The 14,921-nt window shown below is 65.8% G+C and carries 20 protein-coding genes; all 20 read right to left on the bottom strand.

What is annotated here, in order from left to right:
* Window positions 1-5: 5 nt before the first annotated feature.
* Window positions 6-449, bottom strand: a complete 444-nt coding sequence (locus OE856_RS03015) for an NlpC/P60 family protein (RefSeq protein ID WP_263714561.1) — start codon at window positions 447-449, stop codon at window positions 6-8.
* Window positions 446-1,336, bottom strand: coding sequence for a DUF2163 domain-containing protein (locus tag OE856_RS03010; RefSeq protein WP_263714560.1), 891 nt, complete (start codon window positions 1,334-1,336; stop codon window positions 446-448). The genes OE856_RS03015 and OE856_RS03010 overlap by 4 nt, the downstream gene beginning before the upstream one ends.
* Window positions 1,333-1,965 carry a DUF2460 domain-containing protein gene (locus OE856_RS03005; RefSeq protein ID WP_263714559.1) on the bottom strand — a complete coding sequence of 211 codons (633 nt, stop codon included), beginning with the start codon at window positions 1,963-1,965 and terminating at the stop codon, window positions 1,333-1,335. Before OE856_RS03005 ends, OE856_RS03010 begins: the two co-directional genes overlap by 4 nt.
* A 9-nt stretch (window positions 1,966-1,974) precedes the next feature.
* Window positions 1,975-2,628, bottom strand: coding sequence for a phage tail tape measure protein (locus OE856_RS03000; RefSeq protein WP_263714558.1), 654 nt, complete (start codon window positions 2,626-2,628; stop codon window positions 1,975-1,977).
* Window positions 2,625-2,825, bottom strand: a complete 201-nt coding sequence (locus OE856_RS02995) for a rcc01693 family protein (RefSeq protein ID WP_263714557.1) — start codon at window positions 2,823-2,825, stop codon at window positions 2,625-2,627. Before OE856_RS02995 ends, OE856_RS03000 begins: the two co-directional genes overlap by 4 nt.
* Complete coding sequence (locus OE856_RS02990) at window positions 2,812-3,141, bottom strand: gene transfer agent family protein (protein ID WP_263714556.1); 330 nt, start codon at window positions 3,139-3,141, stop codon at window positions 2,812-2,814. Before OE856_RS02990 ends, OE856_RS02995 begins: the two co-directional genes overlap by 14 nt.
* Window positions 3,141-3,554 (bottom strand): phage major tail protein, TP901-1 family, encoded by a 414-nt coding sequence (locus tag OE856_RS02985; RefSeq protein ID WP_263714555.1) that lies wholly within the window; start codon window positions 3,552-3,554, stop codon window positions 3,141-3,143. The genes OE856_RS02990 and OE856_RS02985 overlap by 1 nt, the downstream gene beginning before the upstream one ends.
* Before the next feature lie 20 nt (window positions 3,555-3,574).
* Complete coding sequence (locus OE856_RS02980; RefSeq protein ID WP_263714554.1) at window positions 3,575-3,985, bottom strand: DUF3168 domain-containing protein; 411 nt, start codon at window positions 3,983-3,985, stop codon at window positions 3,575-3,577.
* Entirely contained in the window at window positions 3,982-4,323 is a 342-nt protein-coding gene (locus tag OE856_RS02975; protein WP_263714553.1) for a head-tail adaptor protein, read from the bottom strand. The genes OE856_RS02980 and OE856_RS02975 overlap by 4 nt, the downstream gene beginning before the upstream one ends.
* Window positions 4,320-4,919 (bottom strand): head-tail connector protein, encoded by a 600-nt coding sequence (locus tag OE856_RS02970; protein ID WP_263714552.1) that lies wholly within the window; start codon window positions 4,917-4,919, stop codon window positions 4,320-4,322. The genes OE856_RS02975 and OE856_RS02970 overlap by 4 nt, the downstream gene beginning before the upstream one ends.
* Window positions 4,920-5,069: 150 nt before the next feature.
* On the bottom strand, window positions 5,070-6,248 hold the full coding sequence (locus tag OE856_RS02965; protein WP_263714551.1) for a phage major capsid protein: 1,179 nt from the start codon (window positions 6,246-6,248) through the stop codon (window positions 5,070-5,072).
* Window positions 6,249-6,289: 41 nt separating this feature from the next.
* Window positions 6,290-6,832 carry an HK97 family phage prohead protease gene (locus OE856_RS02960; protein ID WP_263714550.1) on the bottom strand — a complete coding sequence of 181 codons (543 nt, stop codon included), beginning with the start codon at window positions 6,830-6,832 and terminating at the stop codon, window positions 6,290-6,292.
* A 14-nt stretch (window positions 6,833-6,846) separates the two neighbouring features.
* A complete protein-coding gene (locus OE856_RS02955; RefSeq protein ID WP_263714549.1) occupies window positions 6,847-7,089 on the bottom strand; it encodes a hypothetical protein in 243 nt (80 codons plus the stop codon).
* Entirely contained in the window at window positions 7,086-8,261 is a 1,176-nt protein-coding gene (locus tag OE856_RS02950; RefSeq protein ID WP_263714548.1) for a phage portal protein, read from the bottom strand. The genes OE856_RS02955 and OE856_RS02950 overlap by 4 nt, the downstream gene beginning before the upstream one ends.
* Window positions 8,262-8,360: 99 nt before the next feature.
* Window positions 8,361-9,731 (bottom strand): DNA-packaging protein, encoded by a 1,371-nt coding sequence (locus OE856_RS02945; protein ID WP_263714547.1) that lies wholly within the window; start codon window positions 9,729-9,731, stop codon window positions 8,361-8,363.
* A 495-nt stretch (window positions 9,732-10,226) separates the two neighbouring features.
* A complete protein-coding gene (gene mltG, locus OE856_RS02940; RefSeq protein WP_263714546.1) occupies window positions 10,227-11,381 on the bottom strand; it encodes an endolytic transglycosylase MltG in 1,155 nt (384 codons plus the stop codon).
* A 6-nt stretch (window positions 11,382-11,387) separates the two neighbouring features.
* On the bottom strand, window positions 11,388-12,644 hold the full coding sequence (gene fabF, locus OE856_RS02935; RefSeq protein ID WP_263714545.1) for a beta-ketoacyl-ACP synthase II: 1,257 nt from the start codon (window positions 12,642-12,644) through the stop codon (window positions 11,388-11,390).
* Window positions 12,645-12,799: 155 nt separating this feature from the next.
* On the bottom strand, window positions 12,800-13,033 hold the full coding sequence (locus OE856_RS02930; protein WP_071674857.1) for an acyl carrier protein: 234 nt from the start codon (window positions 13,031-13,033) through the stop codon (window positions 12,800-12,802).
* Window positions 13,034-13,193: 160 nt separating this feature from the next.
* Window positions 13,194-13,931: a 3-oxoacyl-[acyl-carrier-protein] reductase gene (gene fabG / locus OE856_RS02925; RefSeq protein WP_263714544.1), complete on the bottom strand. Its 738-nt coding sequence runs from the start codon at window positions 13,929-13,931 to the stop codon at window positions 13,194-13,196.
* A gap of 29 nt (window positions 13,932-13,960) precedes the next feature.
* Window positions 13,961-14,905, bottom strand: a complete 945-nt coding sequence (gene fabD, locus OE856_RS02920; protein WP_263714543.1) for an ACP S-malonyltransferase — start codon at window positions 14,903-14,905, stop codon at window positions 13,961-13,963.
* Window positions 14,906-14,921 lie beyond the last annotated feature (16 nt).

Here is a 14,921-nt window from a genome sequence, read left to right as displayed (position 1 = left end):
TTCGTCTACTCCACCTCAGGAAATGCAAAGCGCGCCACGATCCGGCGCGCCCAGGGGGGGCTCAGCGGGCTTTCGACAACCCCATGCCCCCAATAGGCGTGAATGAACCGGGGCTGCGCGCCAACGGCGCTTTGCACCCCCAGATGCTTGGCCAGCGCGCCCGACTTGACGCGGAACAGCAAGACATCACCCGAACCGGCGCTGCCCAAAGGCCGCGCGATCAGCATTTGCTCGAGCGCAATGCGCAACACCTCGTCACGGCCGGTTTCGGCCCAATCTTGGGAATATGGCGGCGTCATTGGCAGATCGCATGCATAAGCTTCGGCCCACAAGCCTCTGACAAGTCCAAGACAATCAGATCCAATACCTTTAACCGCAGCCTGATGCCGATAGGGGGTGCCCAGCCAATCACGCGCCAGCACTGCCACCTTATCGCCGATGGCCGTCATCGGTTCAGGCTGCCGCCATCATTGGCCCCACCCGACACCGGATAGCTGACCAGCCAGTCCTCTCCAGGGATATGCGGAAAGCCACGGAAGTTCATGAAATTGTTGAATTTCACACGACAGGTTTCGGCGCGTTTGTCGCAACCCGCCACCAGCCGCAGCTGATCACCGGGCCGCACATCCACCCGCAGGCTTTCCCACAGCTCGATCCTGCGCGTGTCGCCGTCCTGGCGGTCATTCTTGATCACGCCGATCAGACCCGCCCCGTACCCGTCCAGCACATGCAGCGTGCCAGCCTCGAACCAGCGTGCGTCAAACCCACCAAGATCCGAAAACAGGAACACCCGACCATCGGTCACGTTTTCACACGAAACTTCAGTGCTATAACCGGCATTATTGATGTCAAAACCGCAAGCCGCATCGCCCAGAACCGCCGAGCAGGCATGCTGATAAACACGGCCGTGCGGCAGGTTCAGCATCTCGGTCAACCCGCGCAGTTCGGCCCGAAACGCGCCGCCCGCGCGCACCATTTCCCCGATCTCGCCCGCAAACTGCAAAATCCGCTGTTCGGGTTCGGCCCAGTTCACCAGCCAGGCCGAGATCCGCGCCCCGTCATAGCGCCCGGCCAGAATATCGGCCTCGCGCACCGCCGCGTCGCTCAGCGCACCGATGGCCTCGGTGTTGTCGACCGACAGGCCGGTGGTCTGCACTAGGGCCTTCGCGCTCATGCCGGTTTGCGGGCGAAAGGTCAGCCCGTCAAACTCAAGCGTACCGTCATGATCGGTGAACCCCATCACCACCCCGTCACGCCGCGTCAGCGCCCAGGCCCGGCACAGCGTCGTGGCGCCCGTATCCAGATGCGCCTGCAAGCTTTCCGAAACACCGTTCACAGCCGCACCTCCACGATCGGAACCCGCGGCACGTCACCGGCGCGAAAGCTTGACGCCGAGGTCTGGATCACCTCGGTGTCGAACCGCACCGGCACGTCGAACTCATAGCCTGCGGTCACGTCGACCCCGATATCGGGCGGATAGTCCAGCGACAGCACGCCCGAGGCCGTATCCACCGTGAACCCGATGCTTTCGACCAGCGGCTGCCCGTCGACAGCGACCATCACCGTGCCACCAACGGGCTTGCGGATATCGCGCACATAGCTCGCCCCGCCCGAGGCATAGGTCTTGGTCAGCTGAAACTCGGTCGTGACACCATCACCCACCGCGATCACCTGATCCAGCGGCCCGACCTCCGACAAAGGCTTGCACGATTTGAAATCCGACCAGTCCTTCCAGCGAAACCCGTAAAGCGGGCCGCGCCGCGCCTCGAAAAAGGCGATCAGGTCATCCACGTCATCCAGCGACCGCAGCCCAACCCCCGCGTCATAGCGCCGGCGCGCATGTTCCCAGGGCGTGTTGCGTTCCTCGAACCCGTTGGCCAGCGCCACGATCTCGGTGCGCCGTTCGGGCCCGCCCACCGAGCCAAAGCTCAGATTGGCGGGAAACCTCACCTCGTGAAAAGCCATTGCTTCCTCCTAGCTGTTGCGGCGGCCACGGCTGATCGCGCGGCTCATGGCGGCGGCGATCTGGCTTTGGCTGCGCTCGAACCCGCGCACATCGGGGGTCGAGATATTCATCGTCACATGCACCGGCTGGCCGCCACCCTGGGACTGAACGCCCAGACGCCCGTCAGGGCCGCGGGTCAGCGGCATGATCGCCTCGGGCCCGGCCTCGCCCATCAGGCCGGTGCCGCCCCGCATCGGAAAATAGGTCGGGCCGCTGACCACGCCGCCGGTGGCAAAGGGCGTCACGCGCCCCAGGGTGAACGCCCCGCCCTTGGCAAAAGGCACCATGCTGCCGACGATCCCCTCGACGCCCGAGGCGATCCAGCCGCCCAGTTCCTTTTGAATGGGCGTGATCGCCGCGTTATAGGCCGCCGCTGAAATCGACTGCGCCACATCGCGCAGCGCATCCGACAGTTTCATCCCGTCGAAAACCAGCCCCTCGAACGCCCCGCGCAGCCCGCGCCCAATGGCGCCCGACAGGGTGGCCACCTCGCGGCTGGTCAGCGTCACGCTTTCCCGCATCCGGGTCAGCTCAGCCTCGAATTGCCGGGCCTGCGCAGAGCCCTGCGCCAGGTTTTCCTCCAGCGCGGCGACCTTGTCGTCGAACGTGTCCAGTTCCTTCATGTCTCTGACCTCTCACAGCTATCGGGAAAGGCGCGCGCCAGCTGATCCAGCCGCGCGCGTCCCATGGGCGCTGGCCCCTGGCCATGCCCCAGCATCATCAGCAGCTCTGCCGGGGTCAGCGCCCAGAACTGCTCGGGCCGCAGCCGCAGCCCAAGCAGCCCGGCCCGCATCAGGCCCGGCCAATCAAACCGCGTCATCGGACCGCGGAATGCTGAAGGCACGGGTGATCAGCGCACCGGCCACACGGGCCGCCTCGACCGGCCCGCCACCGATTTCGGCCTGCGCCAGAGAGGCGGCAGACCCCTGCCAGCCCCCGCCCCGCAGCCCCGCAAGCAGCAACGCCAGCACGTCGCGAGTGGAAAACGCGCCGCCCTCGAACCGCTCGATCAACCCGATCAGCGTGTCCGCCTCCAGCGCGGTTTCCAGCTCGGCCAAGGCGCCCAGCGTCAGCTTCAGCACATGCCGCTGCCCATCCAGCACCAGCGCGACCTCGCCCGCGTAAGGGTTCACCATCACAGCGCCGTAAAGGTCAGCACGCCAGCCGAGGCAAGGCTCAGCTCATAGGTGGCCTCGCCGTTATAGCTGCCCGAATATTCAACCGAGGTGATCTGGAACGGCCCCTCGACCACGCCGAAATCGGGGATGATCACCTGAAATCCGGGCACTTCGCCGTCAAAGAAAATCTGCCGCGCGCGCTCGTCCGAGGCCGCGTCGCGAAACACGCCCGAGCCCGAGATCGCGGCCGATTTCACACCGGCACCCGCCAGCAACTCGCGCCAGCCACCGGTCGATTCCAGGCTGGTCACATCCACCTGCTCGGCGTTAAAGGCGATACGCGTGGCGCGCAGGCCCGCGATGGTTTCGAACTGGCCGCCGCCGGTCAGGTCGATCTTGATCAAAAGGTCTTTGCCGTTCTGGGCCGCCATTTGTCACTCTCCAGATTGTCTCAGTTGTCGTCGATCCGCGCGCGAAAGGTCAGGTCGATGCGACGCGTGTCGCCCTCCTGCACCCGCCGCGCCCGCGCTTTCTCAAAACCCAGCCCCACCAGCACGCCCCGGCTCAGCACCAGCGGCGCATCCACCAAGGCATCCGACACAGCCGCCGCAGCCGCCTTGGCATTTGCAAAGCCGGCCGCCGTGGTGACCACGCTGATGGTGAAAAAATGCAAAGCCCCGCCGCCCGTCGCATCCGATCGGTCGCGGGCCTCTTCGGGGCCGAGGCTGACATAGGTCTCGGGCAATTCGCCCGGCGGCACCGCGTCATAGATCGCGCCGCCGACCACGCCCGCCAGCGGCGCATCCGCCGCCAGCCGTTGAAACACCGCCGCCTGCAGGGCGGCCGCCGCGCCATAGCTCATGCCGCGTTCTCCTCTTCTGCGAAACAGATCAGATAGGCGCCGCGAGGGTCGCGTTCGGCCACGGCCTGGATGTGAAACACCCGGCCACCCTCGCGAAACCGCTGCCCCGCCTGCGGGCGGAACGAAGCCCCCACCGGCGCCCCGCGCACGGTGATGCGATAGGCCATGCGCGACAGCGCCGCGCCCTGCCCGGCGCGTTCCCGGCCCGCGCCTGCGATCACCTCGGCCGGCAAGGTGCCCAGCACCTGCCACGCCTCGCTCCAGCCGCCGGCCCCATCAGCCACGCGCTGCGGCGCCTCCAGCACCAGGCGGCGGCTCAGTCTCGGCAGGCGGCTCATATCGCACCCCCGCCCAGCATGCGCACCGTGCGCCAGCGTTCCAACAGGGCCAGCACGCCAAAGGGCATACCGCCCTCGGCAAAGGCCGCCTCGGACCGATGTTCGTAGTAATGCGCGGCCAGCAACATGACCGCCTGGGCCAGATCCTCGGGCACCGCATCCCATTGGGTGCCAAAGCCCGCATCGAAATCCACCTCGGCCTGCCCGCCATAGGGAATGGTCGGCAGCGTCAGCCCATCCGCCGCCAGGCGCGGGCGATGGGTGTCGCGTTCCAGCCGATAGGCGCCTGCATCGACCACGGCCACAATGCCGTGCCGGTCGACCACCCGCAGCGCGTTCAGCGCATTCACCGGCGCCACCGGCAGCGGCTGGCGTTCGCCATCGCGCCAGGCCATCAGCTGCCAGGTGAACGACCGGCTCAGCAATACCTTGCCGGTGCGCCCCTCAACCGCCGCCATGGCCGCGCGCAGCAGCGCCTCCAGCAGCGCATTCTCGGCCCCGTCATCCGCAAACCCGGTGCCCAGGCGCAAATGGTCCCGCAACTGTGCCACCGGCAGGGCATTGGCGGGCACGGTTGTCTGCTCGATCAGCATCATGCGTAAATTCTCCTGTTTGCCCCCCGGCAAAAACAGGCGCGCGCCCCGGCGTTGCTCATACGGAGGGAGCAGCTGGACAACGCCCCGGACCACCCCGGCGAGACGCGCGCCTGAACCGCCCCCGTTTGCGGGAGCGGCCTATCCCGGGCCTTAGGCCAGCGAGAATTTCAGCAGTTTGATCGCGGCAAAGTCGCTGACATCACCGCCCACGCGCTTGGTGGCATAGAACAGCACATGCGGCTTGGCCGAGAACGGGTCACGCAGCACACGCAGATCGGGGCGTTCGGCGACGGTGTAACCGGCATCGAAATCGCCGAATGCGATCGCGGTGGTGTTGGACGCGATATCGGGCATGTCCTCGGCCACCAGCACCGGATAGCCCAGCAGGCGCGCAGGCTCGCCCGCCTGCAGGCCGTCGGTCCACAGGAAGCGGCCATCGGCATCCTTCATCTTGCGCACCACGCCGGCGGTCTTCGAGTTCATCACGAAGGTCGCGTTGGCGCGGTATTCGGCGCCCAGCGAATAGACCAGATCCAGAATGGCATCCGACGGCGAAACGGCATCGAAATCGCCATCGGTGCCGGTGGCAATATAACCCAGGCTGCCCCAGGCCCACGACGCTTCGGGCGCCTGGGTATGGGTCAGAATGCCGGTCGGCTTGTCGACGCCATCGCCGTTGATGAAGGCGGCGGCCTCGGCGCGGGCGAAACGGTCGGCGATGCGGCCGGCCAGCCAGCCCTCGATGTCAAAGGCGCTGTCATCCAGCAGGCGCTGGCTGGCCTTGGGCATGGCGCTGAGTTCATGCAGCGGAATGGTCACGCGCTCGATCTGGGGGGTGGCGGTCTCGGTCATGGTGCCGGTTTCCGACGCCCAGCCCGACCCGAATTCGGTGTGATCCACCAGCACGTCGAACGAGGTCGCCTCGACGGTCACGACCTGGGCCACCGAACGGATCGAGGCGGTCGATTTCAGCACCGATTTGATCGTCTCCGAGGTCTGCGGATCGACCAGGTAACCGCCCTCGGCGGCAACAGCGGTCGACAGGGCCTTGCCCTCCAGCTCGAGGCCGCGCAGCGCATCATCGTCGCCCGAACGCAGATAGGCCTCAAAGGCCTTCTTGTGCGGGGCCTCGACCAGGGTGGCCGAGGAAAGGGCGGGACGCCCGGTGATAAGGGATTTCCGATCCAGCATGGTCAGTCGCTCTTCCTGTTTGTTCAGCTTGATGGTGATGTCGTCCTGGAACGACTTGAATTCGCTCATGAAACCCGCAATCGCGGATTTCACCTGCGCTACCGGCGCGTCGGACGCGCCCGATTTGGTCTCGGTCATGGCTTTTCCTGATCCTGAGATGTTGCCTTTGGCCCGGGCGCCTAGCGCCCAAGCATCTCGCGGCGCGCGCCGTCGAACGCCTGCGCCAGTTCGCGCAGCACCGCGTCGGCGGGATCACCCGCCTTGGCGCCGACCCGCGCATCGGGAAGCATGGGGAAGGTCACCAGCGACACCTCCCACAGCTCCAGCTCGCTCAGCAGGCGGCGCCCGCTGGCATCCTTTTCGGCCCGCTTGGTGCGATAGCCGATCGACAGCCCGTCAATCGCGCCCGCCTCGATCAGCGCGGCGGCCTCGCGCCCGCGCTCGACCTCGGTCAGCAGGCGGCCCTTGACGTACAGCCCGACCTCATCCTCGCGCACCTCGTCCCAGATCCCGATCGGCTGGGCCGGGTCGTGCTGCCACAGCATCTTGACCCGCCGCCCCGCCGCCATCAGCGCCGCCAGCGACTTGCCATAGGCACCGCGCTGCACCACGTCGCCGCCCTGATCGGTCTTGCCAAAGAGGCTGGCATAGCCCTCGACCAGCGTGCCATCGGTCACCGTCAGCAGGCTCTCGCTGCGGCAAAACTTGTGTTCCAACTCCATTCGAATGTCCTCTTTCATGGCGTTATCGACAAAAGCGAGCTGACGCCCTGCGCCAGGATCACCGCCACAACCCCGTAAACCGCCAGCCACAGCCGGCGCTCGACGCGCTCCTGGCTGGCCTCGATCCGGCCCAGCCGGTATTCCAGCGCCGCCCAGCGTTCCTGGGCCACGCGCTCGTTGGCCTCTATGCGGGCATTGGCCACCTCAAAGGGCGCATACAGAAACTTTGACCCGCTGCGCTCGGGGTGGGTGCTCATGCGTCATCTGCCAGCCGTGGCAGCCCCAGCAACGCCCGCTTTTCCGCATCCGTCAGGAACCCGGCATCGGCGATCCGGCGCCATTGCGCATCGCGCTCGGTGGCCAGCGCGGGCACCTGGTCCAGATCGGGGCGCAGCTCGACCACCTCGCCCGCGAACCCGCTAAGGAACTCGGACACCGCCGCCGTCACCCGCGCCGCCAGCGGCAGCACCGTCAGGCGGTAAAAGGCGCGGTTGGCCTCTTGGTAATTCGCGTAGGTCGCGTCGCCGGGAATACCCAACAGCATCGGCGGCACGCCAAAGGCCACGGCAATCTCGCGCGCGGCGGCTTCCTTGGTCTTCTGGAATTCCATGTCCGAAGGGCTGAACCCCATCGGTTTCCAGTCCAGCCCGCCTTCCAGCAGCATCGGACGCCCGGCATTGGCCGCGCCCTGGTGATAGCTGGCCATCTCGTCCTGCAGGCGCAGGTATTGCTCTTCGGTCATGCTGCCCTGCCCGTCTGCGCCGCGATAGACAATCGCCCCCGACGGCCGCGCTGCATTGTCCAACAGCGCTTTTGACCAGCGCGAGGCCGAGTTGTGCACATCCACCGCCGTCGCCGCCGCCTGCATCGGAGACAGCCCGTAATGGTCATCCTGCGGATGAAAGCTCTTGATATGACAGATGGGCGCCATGCCCGCCGTCATGTCGAACCGGTGCTTACGGTTGCCCACCGCATATTCATAGGCCACCGGCCAGCCATCGGCCCCCGGCACCACCCGCATCCGGTCCGAGCGCAGCACATGCAGCTCCAGCGGCAGGCCCGCCTCGCTGGCCACGGCCTCGACATAACCATTGCCCGACAGCAGGATCTGGCCGTAAAGCGCCTCGAACAGCTCGGCCCGGCCCTGCGCCCCGTTCGGGCGGCGCATCAGGTCGATCACCGGATGCACCTCATAGCGGCGCTCGCGGTCCTGACACACCAGCGGCAGCGCCGCCGCCGCCTCGGCAATCAGCTTGACCGAGCGAAACCCGACCGGATTGCCCGCAAAGCCCGATTTCGTCAGCGACACCGTATCGCGCGGCGTCCAGGCCACCCGGCCCGCCGCCCCCCAGGCCATCACCGGCCCCGTGGCGCTGGCCTTTTTCTCTGGCACCTCCGGCGCCGCCCGCCGGAACATGTTGAAACCCATCTCATCTCTCCTTGCTGCCCCGTTCCGCAATGAAAAAAGCCCGCACCGATCGGGCAGGCTGCACGGCCGAAAGGCCGCGATCGTCCAAGTTTGGTTGTGTTACAGGCTGCGCACCCGTGGCCGCCGCCAATGGGCAGCCGGCTCGATCAACAGCTCATGTATCGCCCAGACCAGCGCATCTACACGGTCCGGGCTGCCCTTGCCACGATAGCCCTGCGGCGTCATCAGGCACATCTGATCCTCCAGCGCGCCCAGCCCGCGCAGATGCGCCACGCGCCCCTGCTCGTACAGCGCCGCCACCGGCTCGGCCCGCGCGGCCTTGCCCCGCGTTGCCCGCAGGCTGCGATAAGGCACCAGCGGATCAATCTGCCGCAAGACGGTCTCGACCAGATCACCGCCCTGGTTCACCTCGGCCACCAACCGCTCGGCCCCGTGCCGCTCCATCGCGGCAATCGCTGCCTCGGCCCAGGTGGTGGGCGATGCGGCGGTCACGCTGGCATCCTCCAGCACGACCGCCCGCCAATCCTGCGGGTCACCTTGAACCCGCGCGCCCACCACCAGAATGCCGCATTCATCCGATCCGCCATGGCCCGTGACCGGCGGGTCGACCGCAACCACGATCCGATCAAGCGCCGGCGCCTGATCCAGCCGCCCGGCCTCGAACATCGCTGTCGTCCACAGCGCGCCCTCGACCGCATCCAGCATCACACCATCCAGCTCTTGCCGACCCAACCGCGTGCCCGCATAGCGCGCCCGAACCTCTTCAAGGAACGAGGCCGCCAGATAGGCCCGGTTCGCCTCGGTCGGGGCATGGGTTGTAACCGTCGACGGGCTGTCCAGAATGGCCCGCAGCACGGGCACGTTGCGCGGCGTCGTGGTCACGCACTGCCGTGGCGACGGCCCCAGACGCAGACCGAACTGCAACATGTCCCACGCCTCTTCCGCGCGCTTCCACTTGGCCAGCTCATCCACCCACGCCGCGTCGAACTGCGGCCCGCGCAAACTCTCTGGCTCATGCGCCGAAAACGCCTGGGCCACCGCGCCATTGGGCCAGACCAGCCGACGGCGCGTGGCCTCCCATTTCGGGCGGCGATCGGGCGGCGAGCAGGCCAGAATGCCGCTATCGCCAAACACCATCACCTCGCGCACCTGGTCCAGCGTCTCGCCCACCAGCGCCACCCGCCGCGCCGCACCCGCATCCATCGGCCGCGCCCCTTCGACCTGGGCGCGCACCCACTCGGCCCCGGCACGCGTCTTGCCCGCGCCGCGCCCGCCCAGGATCACCCAGCTGCGCCAGTCACCCCCCGGGGGCAACTGATGCGGCAAGGCCCAGAACTCGAACAGATAGGGCAGCGCCAACAGCGCCCCCTCACTCAGCCCCGCCAGAAATTCCGCCTGGTCCTCGGGCGTCGCGCAGGCAATCCAGTCGGCGCCCGATCTCAGCCCGTGCCTCGGCAAGGTCAAGGGCATAGCCATCCCCTGCCCCGGTTTCATTTCGGATCCGCTTTTCAACTTTCGACCTTTCGTCAAACGCGGTCTGGGCGGCCTTGCTCAGATCGCCCAGAGCCTTGCTCAGCTCTTTCGCCCGGGCCGACCGGCCCGCTGCAATTTCTGAAATCAGGGAATCAAGCATCGCGATCGTGCGTGCGTAATGCGCCTCTGCCGCCTCAAGCACTGCCTGCGCGGCAATCTCGCCCCCGATAGGAGAAAACATTGTCATATGGTCTAAACCGCCCCTCATGCCGCTCCGCACGAGCGAAATGAAAAAGCGGCGCCGGGGTCACCCCCGTGCCGCTTACCCACTTCTTCCAGCTTGTCACAAGGTATACTTTGGGCCGCGCGCAAAGTCAAGAAGTTTATTATTAACAATAGGTTAACAGATGAATAACCAGCCAGCGCCCTTCATCTTGGCCCAAATACCTCTGCCGGAGGCCAGAAAAACCGGCCCACCGGGCCGGCCTTATCTCATTGATTGGATCGCTCCGCCTCGATCTTGCGCCATTTCGCAACATTGGCGTTATGCTCTTTCAGCGTCGTCGCAAAAGCATGCCCACCGGTGCCATCAGCCACGAAATAGATGAACTCTGTCTCGGCCGGGTTCAGCGCCGCCTCGATCGAGGCACGGCCCGGATTGGCAATCGGCGTGGGCGGCAGGCCGTTGATGACATAGGTGTTATAGGGCGTCTCTTTCCGCAGCTCACTGCGCCGCAACCCGCGCCCCAAGGCGCCCTTGCCCAGGGTCAGGCCATAAATCACCGTCGGATCGGTCTGCAAGGCAATGCCCTTGTTCAGCCGGTTGATGAACACGCTGGCCACCTGCGGGCGCTCTTCGGCCACACCGGTTTCCTTCTCGACGATCGACGCCAGAATCAATGCTTCCTCGGGGCTGTTCAGCGGCAGACCCTCGGCACGCCCCTCCCACAGCTCGGCCAGCGTTGCCGCCTGCGAGGCCTCCATCCGCGCGATCAGCTCGGCCCGGTCGGCGCCGCGCACCACCTCATAGCTGTCGGGCGCCATCGCACCCTCTGCAGGCAGATCCGCCACCTCGCCGGTCAGGAACTCGGCCTGCATCAGCTCGTTCACCACCTGCCAACTGGTCACACCCTCGGCCAGCACCACGCGATAGCGCACGTCTGCCTCTTGGGTCAGCGCGGCATAGTCCGCCGGCGCGGCCCCCTCGCCCGGATCAAAGGCCATAACCTCGACATAGGCGTTGGTTTCGGGGTCCAGCTCGCGCACCTGCAACTCGGCCTGCAACACACCGATGCGGAAATTCACCTCGGTCCCGCAGGTCGAGCGCCCCGACGTGGTGACCTGATCGACGATCTGCTGCATCGACGCGCCCGGCGCGATCAGGAAACTGCCCGCCTTAAGCTGCCCGGCCTTCTCCGAGTAATCGGCCCCGATCCGCAGAATGCGCGCATCCGAGATCGCCCCCTGCGCGGCCAGGTCTTCCGACACGCGCCGCATGGTGCTGCCGGGTTTGACCTGCAAACAGATCGCCTGTTCCAGCGGGCCGGCGCCAGTATACTGGCCCTTGCCCCACAGGATCACGCCGCCCAGCAGAACCAGGCCGACGACGAACAGCGTCAGCGCATTCGAGGCAATTGACCGCCACATACCGACCTAGACCTTGCCCATGACAAGCGAGGCGTTGGTGCCGCCAAAGCCGAAAGAGTTGCTCAGCGCGATGTTGATCTCACGCGGCTGGGCCTCGTTGGGCGCCAGGTTCAGCTTGGGCTCGACGGCGGGGTTATCCAGGTTGATCGTCGGCGGCGCGATCTGGTCGCGCAGCGCCAGGATCGAGAAGATTGCCTCGACCGCCCCAGCAGCCCCCAACAGGTGCCCGATCGACGACTTGGTCGACGACATGGTCGCCTTGGCCGCAGCATTGCCCAGCACTCGTTCAACGGCGCCCAGCTCGATCGTGTCGGCCATGGTCGAGGTGCCATGCGCGTTGATATAATCGATATCGCCCGCGTCGATTCCGGCGCTCTTGATGGCGTTGCGCATCGCGCGCTCGCCACCTTCGCCATCCTCGGAGGGGGCAGTGATGTGATAGGCGTCGCCCGACAGGCCATAGCCCAGGATCTCGGCATAGATCTTGGCGCCGCGCGCCTTGGCGTGCTCGTATTCCTCCAGCACGACGACACCCGCGCCCTCGCCCATGACAAACCCGTCACGATCAGAATCATAGGGACGGCTGGCTTTCTGGGGCTCATGCTCGCGCTTGGTCGACAGCGCCTTGCAGGCGTTGAACCCGGCAATCCCGATCTCGCTGATCGGGCTTTCTGCGCCGCCGGCCACCATCACATCGGCATCGCCCCACATGATCAGACGGGCCGCATCACCAATGGCATGGGCCCCGGTCGAACAGGCAGTCACAACCGCGTGGTTGGGGCCCTTGAACCCGTAACGGATCGACACATGGCCCGAGATCAGGTTGATCAGCGCGCCCGGAATAAAGAAGGGCGACACCCGGCGCGGCCCGCGTTCCTTGATCAGAACGGCCGTATCGGCAATCGACGACAGCCCGCCAATACCCGACCCGATCATGACACCGGTGCGCTCGCGGCTTTCGGTGTCCTCGGGCTTCCAGCCCGAATCCTCGACCGCCTGCACGGCGGCGGCCATGCCATAAAGAATGAAATCGTCGACCTTGCGGCGCTCTTTCGGCTCCATCCAGTCGTCGGGGTTGAACGTGCCGTCGCTGCCATCCCCCAAGGGGATTTCGCAGGCGTATTTGGTGGTGACATTAGAGGCATCAAACCGGGTGATCAGGCCCGCGCCCGATTGCCCAGCCAACAGCCGCTTCCAACTTTCCTCAACACCGCAAGCCAGCGGTGAAACCATTCCCAGCCCGGTGACAACTACTCGACGCATGCCTTTACACCCTCTTGGTTGATCTATCGCCCTGATACCGCGCTTTCATCCGCAGGGGCAAGAGCATCGCGCAAACCGGCATGGATTCGCGCACCTGCAAAAGGAAAACGGCGCCCGTTCAGGACGCCGTTCAATCACTGTCCCGAAGGGTGTGATTACGAAGCTTCGGTGATGAACTTCACCGCATCGCCAAAGGTCTGGATGGTCTCGGCGGCGTCATCGGGGATCTCGATGCCGAATTCTTCCTCGAAGGCCATGACCAGTTCGACGGTGTCCAGGCTGTCAGCGCCCAGGTCGTCGATGAAAGAGGCGTTCTCGGTGACCTTGTCTTCTTCCACGCTCAGGTGCTCGACAACGATCTTTTTCACGCGATCTGCGATGTCGCTCATATCAATTCCTCATAGGTCGCGGGCATATGCCCAGTTCTTTCACTTGGCCCCATGGGACCGCTCGTTGCCAGCAGGCGCTATGCGCCAATGGCGAAATCTGCGCCGCTATAGCACAAAGGAAACACAAGGCAAACGCTTTCGGCACCTGCCTTGCGCGGGTTTACACCATATCCATGCCGCCATTGACGTGCAGCGTGGCCCCGGTGACATAGGCAGCCTCGTCGCTGGCCAGATAGGCCACGGCGGCGCCGATCTCTTCAGGGGTACCCATGCGCCCGGCCGGAACCGCGCCCAGGATCTTGGATTTCTGATCGTCGGTCAGCTCGTCCGTCATGGCCGTGGCGATAAAGCCGGGGGCCACGCAGTTGACGGTGATGCCGCGGCTGGCAACCTCTTGCGCCAGCGATTTCGACATGGCCACCAGGCCGGCCTTGGCGGCGGCATAGTTGGCCTGGCCGCCATTGCCCGTGCGCCCCACCACCGAAGTGATGTTGATGATCCGGCCCCAGCGGGCCTTCATCATGCTGCGGATCACGGCCTTCGACAGCTTTTGCGGCGCGGTCAGGTTTACATCCAGCACCTGCTGCCATTCCTCGGCCGACATGCGCATGAAGATGTTGTCGCGGGTGATACCGGCATTGTTCACCAGGATATCCAGCCCGCCCATCGCATCGGCCGCCTGTTTCGGCAGACCGGCCAGCGCCTCGTCATCGGCCAGGTTGCACACCAGCACATGGGCGCGCTCGCCCAGCTCGGCCGCCAGCGCCTGCAAGGGCGCCTCACGCGTGCCCGACAGACCCACCGTCGCGCCCTGCGCGTGCAGCGCGCGTGCGATCGCCCCGCCAATGCCACCCGACGCGCCGGTCACCAGCGCGCATTTTCCCGTCAGATCGAACATTCTTGTCTTTCCTCGATTGTCGTGCCGGCTCAGGCCAGGCTTTCCGCTGCGGCCTTGACCTCTTCGGGCGTGCCCACGGCACGGGTCGCCGACGATTTCTCGATACGCCGGATCATGCCCGACAGCGCCTTGCCGGCCCCGATTTCCCAGAACTCGGTCACACCGTGATGCACCATCCATTCCACCGATTCACGCCAGCGCACCGAACCGGTCACCTGGTCCACCAGCAACGAGCGGATCGTGTCCGGCTGAACCACATCATGCGCCAGCACGTTCGCGACCAGCGGCACGGCAGGTTCATTGATATCCACATGGCTCAGCGCCTCGGCCATGGCGGCGGCGGCGGGTTCCATCAGCTTGCAATGGAACGGGGCAGACACGGGCAGCATCACCGCCCGCTTGGCGCCCGCTTCGCGCGCCAGCTCGACCGCGTGCTGCACAGCCTCGGCATGACCCGAGATCACCACCTGCGCAGGATCGTTGTCATTGGCCGCCTGGCACACTTTCTGGGTATCTTTCGCCGCCCGTTGGGCAAGCGTGTCAGCGGTGGCAAAATCCAGCCCCAGCAGGGCCGCCATGGCGCCGACACCGACCGGAACGGCCTGCTGCATCGCAAGACCACGGGTGCGCAAGAGCCGCGCCGCATCGGCAACGCTCAGCGCGCCAGAGGCGGCCAGGGCAGAGTATTCGCCCAGCGAATGCCCCGCCACATAGGCCGCGGCCGAGATCGTCACGCCCTCGGCCTGCAACGCGCGCATCGCCGCAAGAGAGGTCGCCATCAGCGCGGGCTGCGCGTTCTGGGTCAGGGTCAGCGCGTCCTGCTCTCCCTCCCAGATCAGGCTGCTCAGGCTTTCACCCAGCGCCTCGTCGACCTCATCGAAAACCGCTTTCGCTTCGGGATAGGCCTCGGCCAGCGCCTTGCCCATGCCGATCGTCTGTGCCCCCTGGCCCGGAAATACAAATGCCCGCGTCATACCGCCCTCTCATTGG

Source organism: Actibacterium sp. XHP0104 (genome assembly GCF_025751515.1).
In the GTDB taxonomy this organism is placed as follows: domain Bacteria; phylum Pseudomonadota; class Alphaproteobacteria; order Rhodobacterales; family Rhodobacteraceae; genus Actibacterium_D.
Note: the sequence above shows the minus strand (reverse complement) of the source record. Positions and strands in the feature narration are given on the sequence as shown.

What these genes read in the sequence shown, in the direction of transcription:
- OE856_RS03015 (WP_263714561.1), bottom strand. Translation starts at nt 449, where the DNA reads ATGACGGCCATCGGCGATAAGGTGGCAGTGCTGGCGCGTGATTGGCTG.
- fabF (WP_263714545.1), bottom strand. Translation starts at nt 12,644, where the DNA reads ATGCGTCGAGTAGTTGTCACCGGGCTGGGAATGGTTTCACCGCTGGCT.
- fabG (WP_263714544.1), bottom strand. Translation starts at nt 13,931, where the DNA reads ATGTTCGATCTGACGGGAAAATGCGCGCTGGTGACCGGCGCGTCGGGT.
- OE856_RS02995 (WP_263714557.1), bottom strand. Translation starts at nt 2,825, where the DNA reads ATGACGCGGTTTGATTGGCCGGGCCTGATGCGGGCCGGGCTGCTTGGG.
- OE856_RS02965 (WP_263714551.1), bottom strand. Translation starts at nt 6,248, where the DNA reads ATGACCGAGACCAAATCGGGCGCGTCCGACGCGCCGGTAGCGCAGGTG.
- OE856_RS02960 (WP_263714550.1), bottom strand. Translation starts at nt 6,832, where the DNA reads ATGGAGTTGGAACACAAGTTTTGCCGCAGCGAGAGCCTGCTGACGGTG.
- OE856_RS02930 (WP_071674857.1), bottom strand. Translation starts at nt 13,033, where the DNA reads ATGAGCGACATCGCAGATCGCGTGAAAAAGATCGTTGTCGAGCACCTG.
- OE856_RS02970 (WP_263714552.1), bottom strand. Translation starts at nt 4,919, where the DNA reads ATGATGCTGATCGAGCAGACAACCGTGCCCGCCAATGCCCTGCCGGTG.
- OE856_RS02985 (WP_263714555.1), bottom strand. Translation starts at nt 3,554, where the DNA reads ATGGCGGCCCAGAACGGCAAAGACCTTTTGATCAAGATCGACCTGACC.
- mltG (WP_263714546.1), bottom strand. Translation starts at nt 11,381, where the DNA reads ATGTGGCGGTCAATTGCCTCGAATGCGCTGACGCTGTTCGTCGTCGGC.
- OE856_RS03000 (WP_263714558.1), bottom strand. Translation starts at nt 2,628, where the DNA reads ATGAAGGAACTGGACACGTTCGACGACAAGGTCGCCGCGCTGGAGGAA.
- OE856_RS02980 (WP_263714554.1), bottom strand. Translation starts at nt 3,985, where the DNA reads ATGAGCTATGGCGCGGCGGCCGCCCTGCAGGCGGCGGTGTTTCAACGG.
- OE856_RS03005 (WP_263714559.1), bottom strand. Translation starts at nt 1,965, where the DNA reads ATGGCTTTTCACGAGGTGAGGTTTCCCGCCAATCTGAGCTTTGGCTCG.
- OE856_RS02975 (WP_263714553.1), bottom strand. Translation starts at nt 4,323, where the DNA reads ATGAGCCGCCTGCCGAGACTGAGCCGCCGCCTGGTGCTGGAGGCGCCG.
- OE856_RS02955 (WP_263714549.1), bottom strand. Translation starts at nt 7,089, where the DNA reads ATGAGCACCCACCCCGAGCGCAGCGGGTCAAAGTTTCTGTATGCGCCC.
- OE856_RS02990 (WP_263714556.1), bottom strand. Translation starts at nt 3,141, where the DNA reads ATGGTGAACCCTTACGCGGGCGAGGTCGCGCTGGTGCTGGATGGGCAG.
- OE856_RS02950 (WP_263714548.1), bottom strand. Translation starts at nt 8,261, where the DNA reads ATGGGTTTCAACATGTTCCGGCGGGCGGCGCCGGAGGTGCCAGAGAAA.
- OE856_RS02945 (WP_263714547.1), bottom strand. Translation starts at nt 9,731, where the DNA reads ATGCCCTTGACCTTGCCGAGGCACGGGCTGAGATCGGGCGCCGACTGG.
- fabD (WP_263714543.1), bottom strand. Translation starts at nt 14,905, where the DNA reads ATGACGCGGGCATTTGTATTTCCGGGCCAGGGGGCACAGACGATCGGC.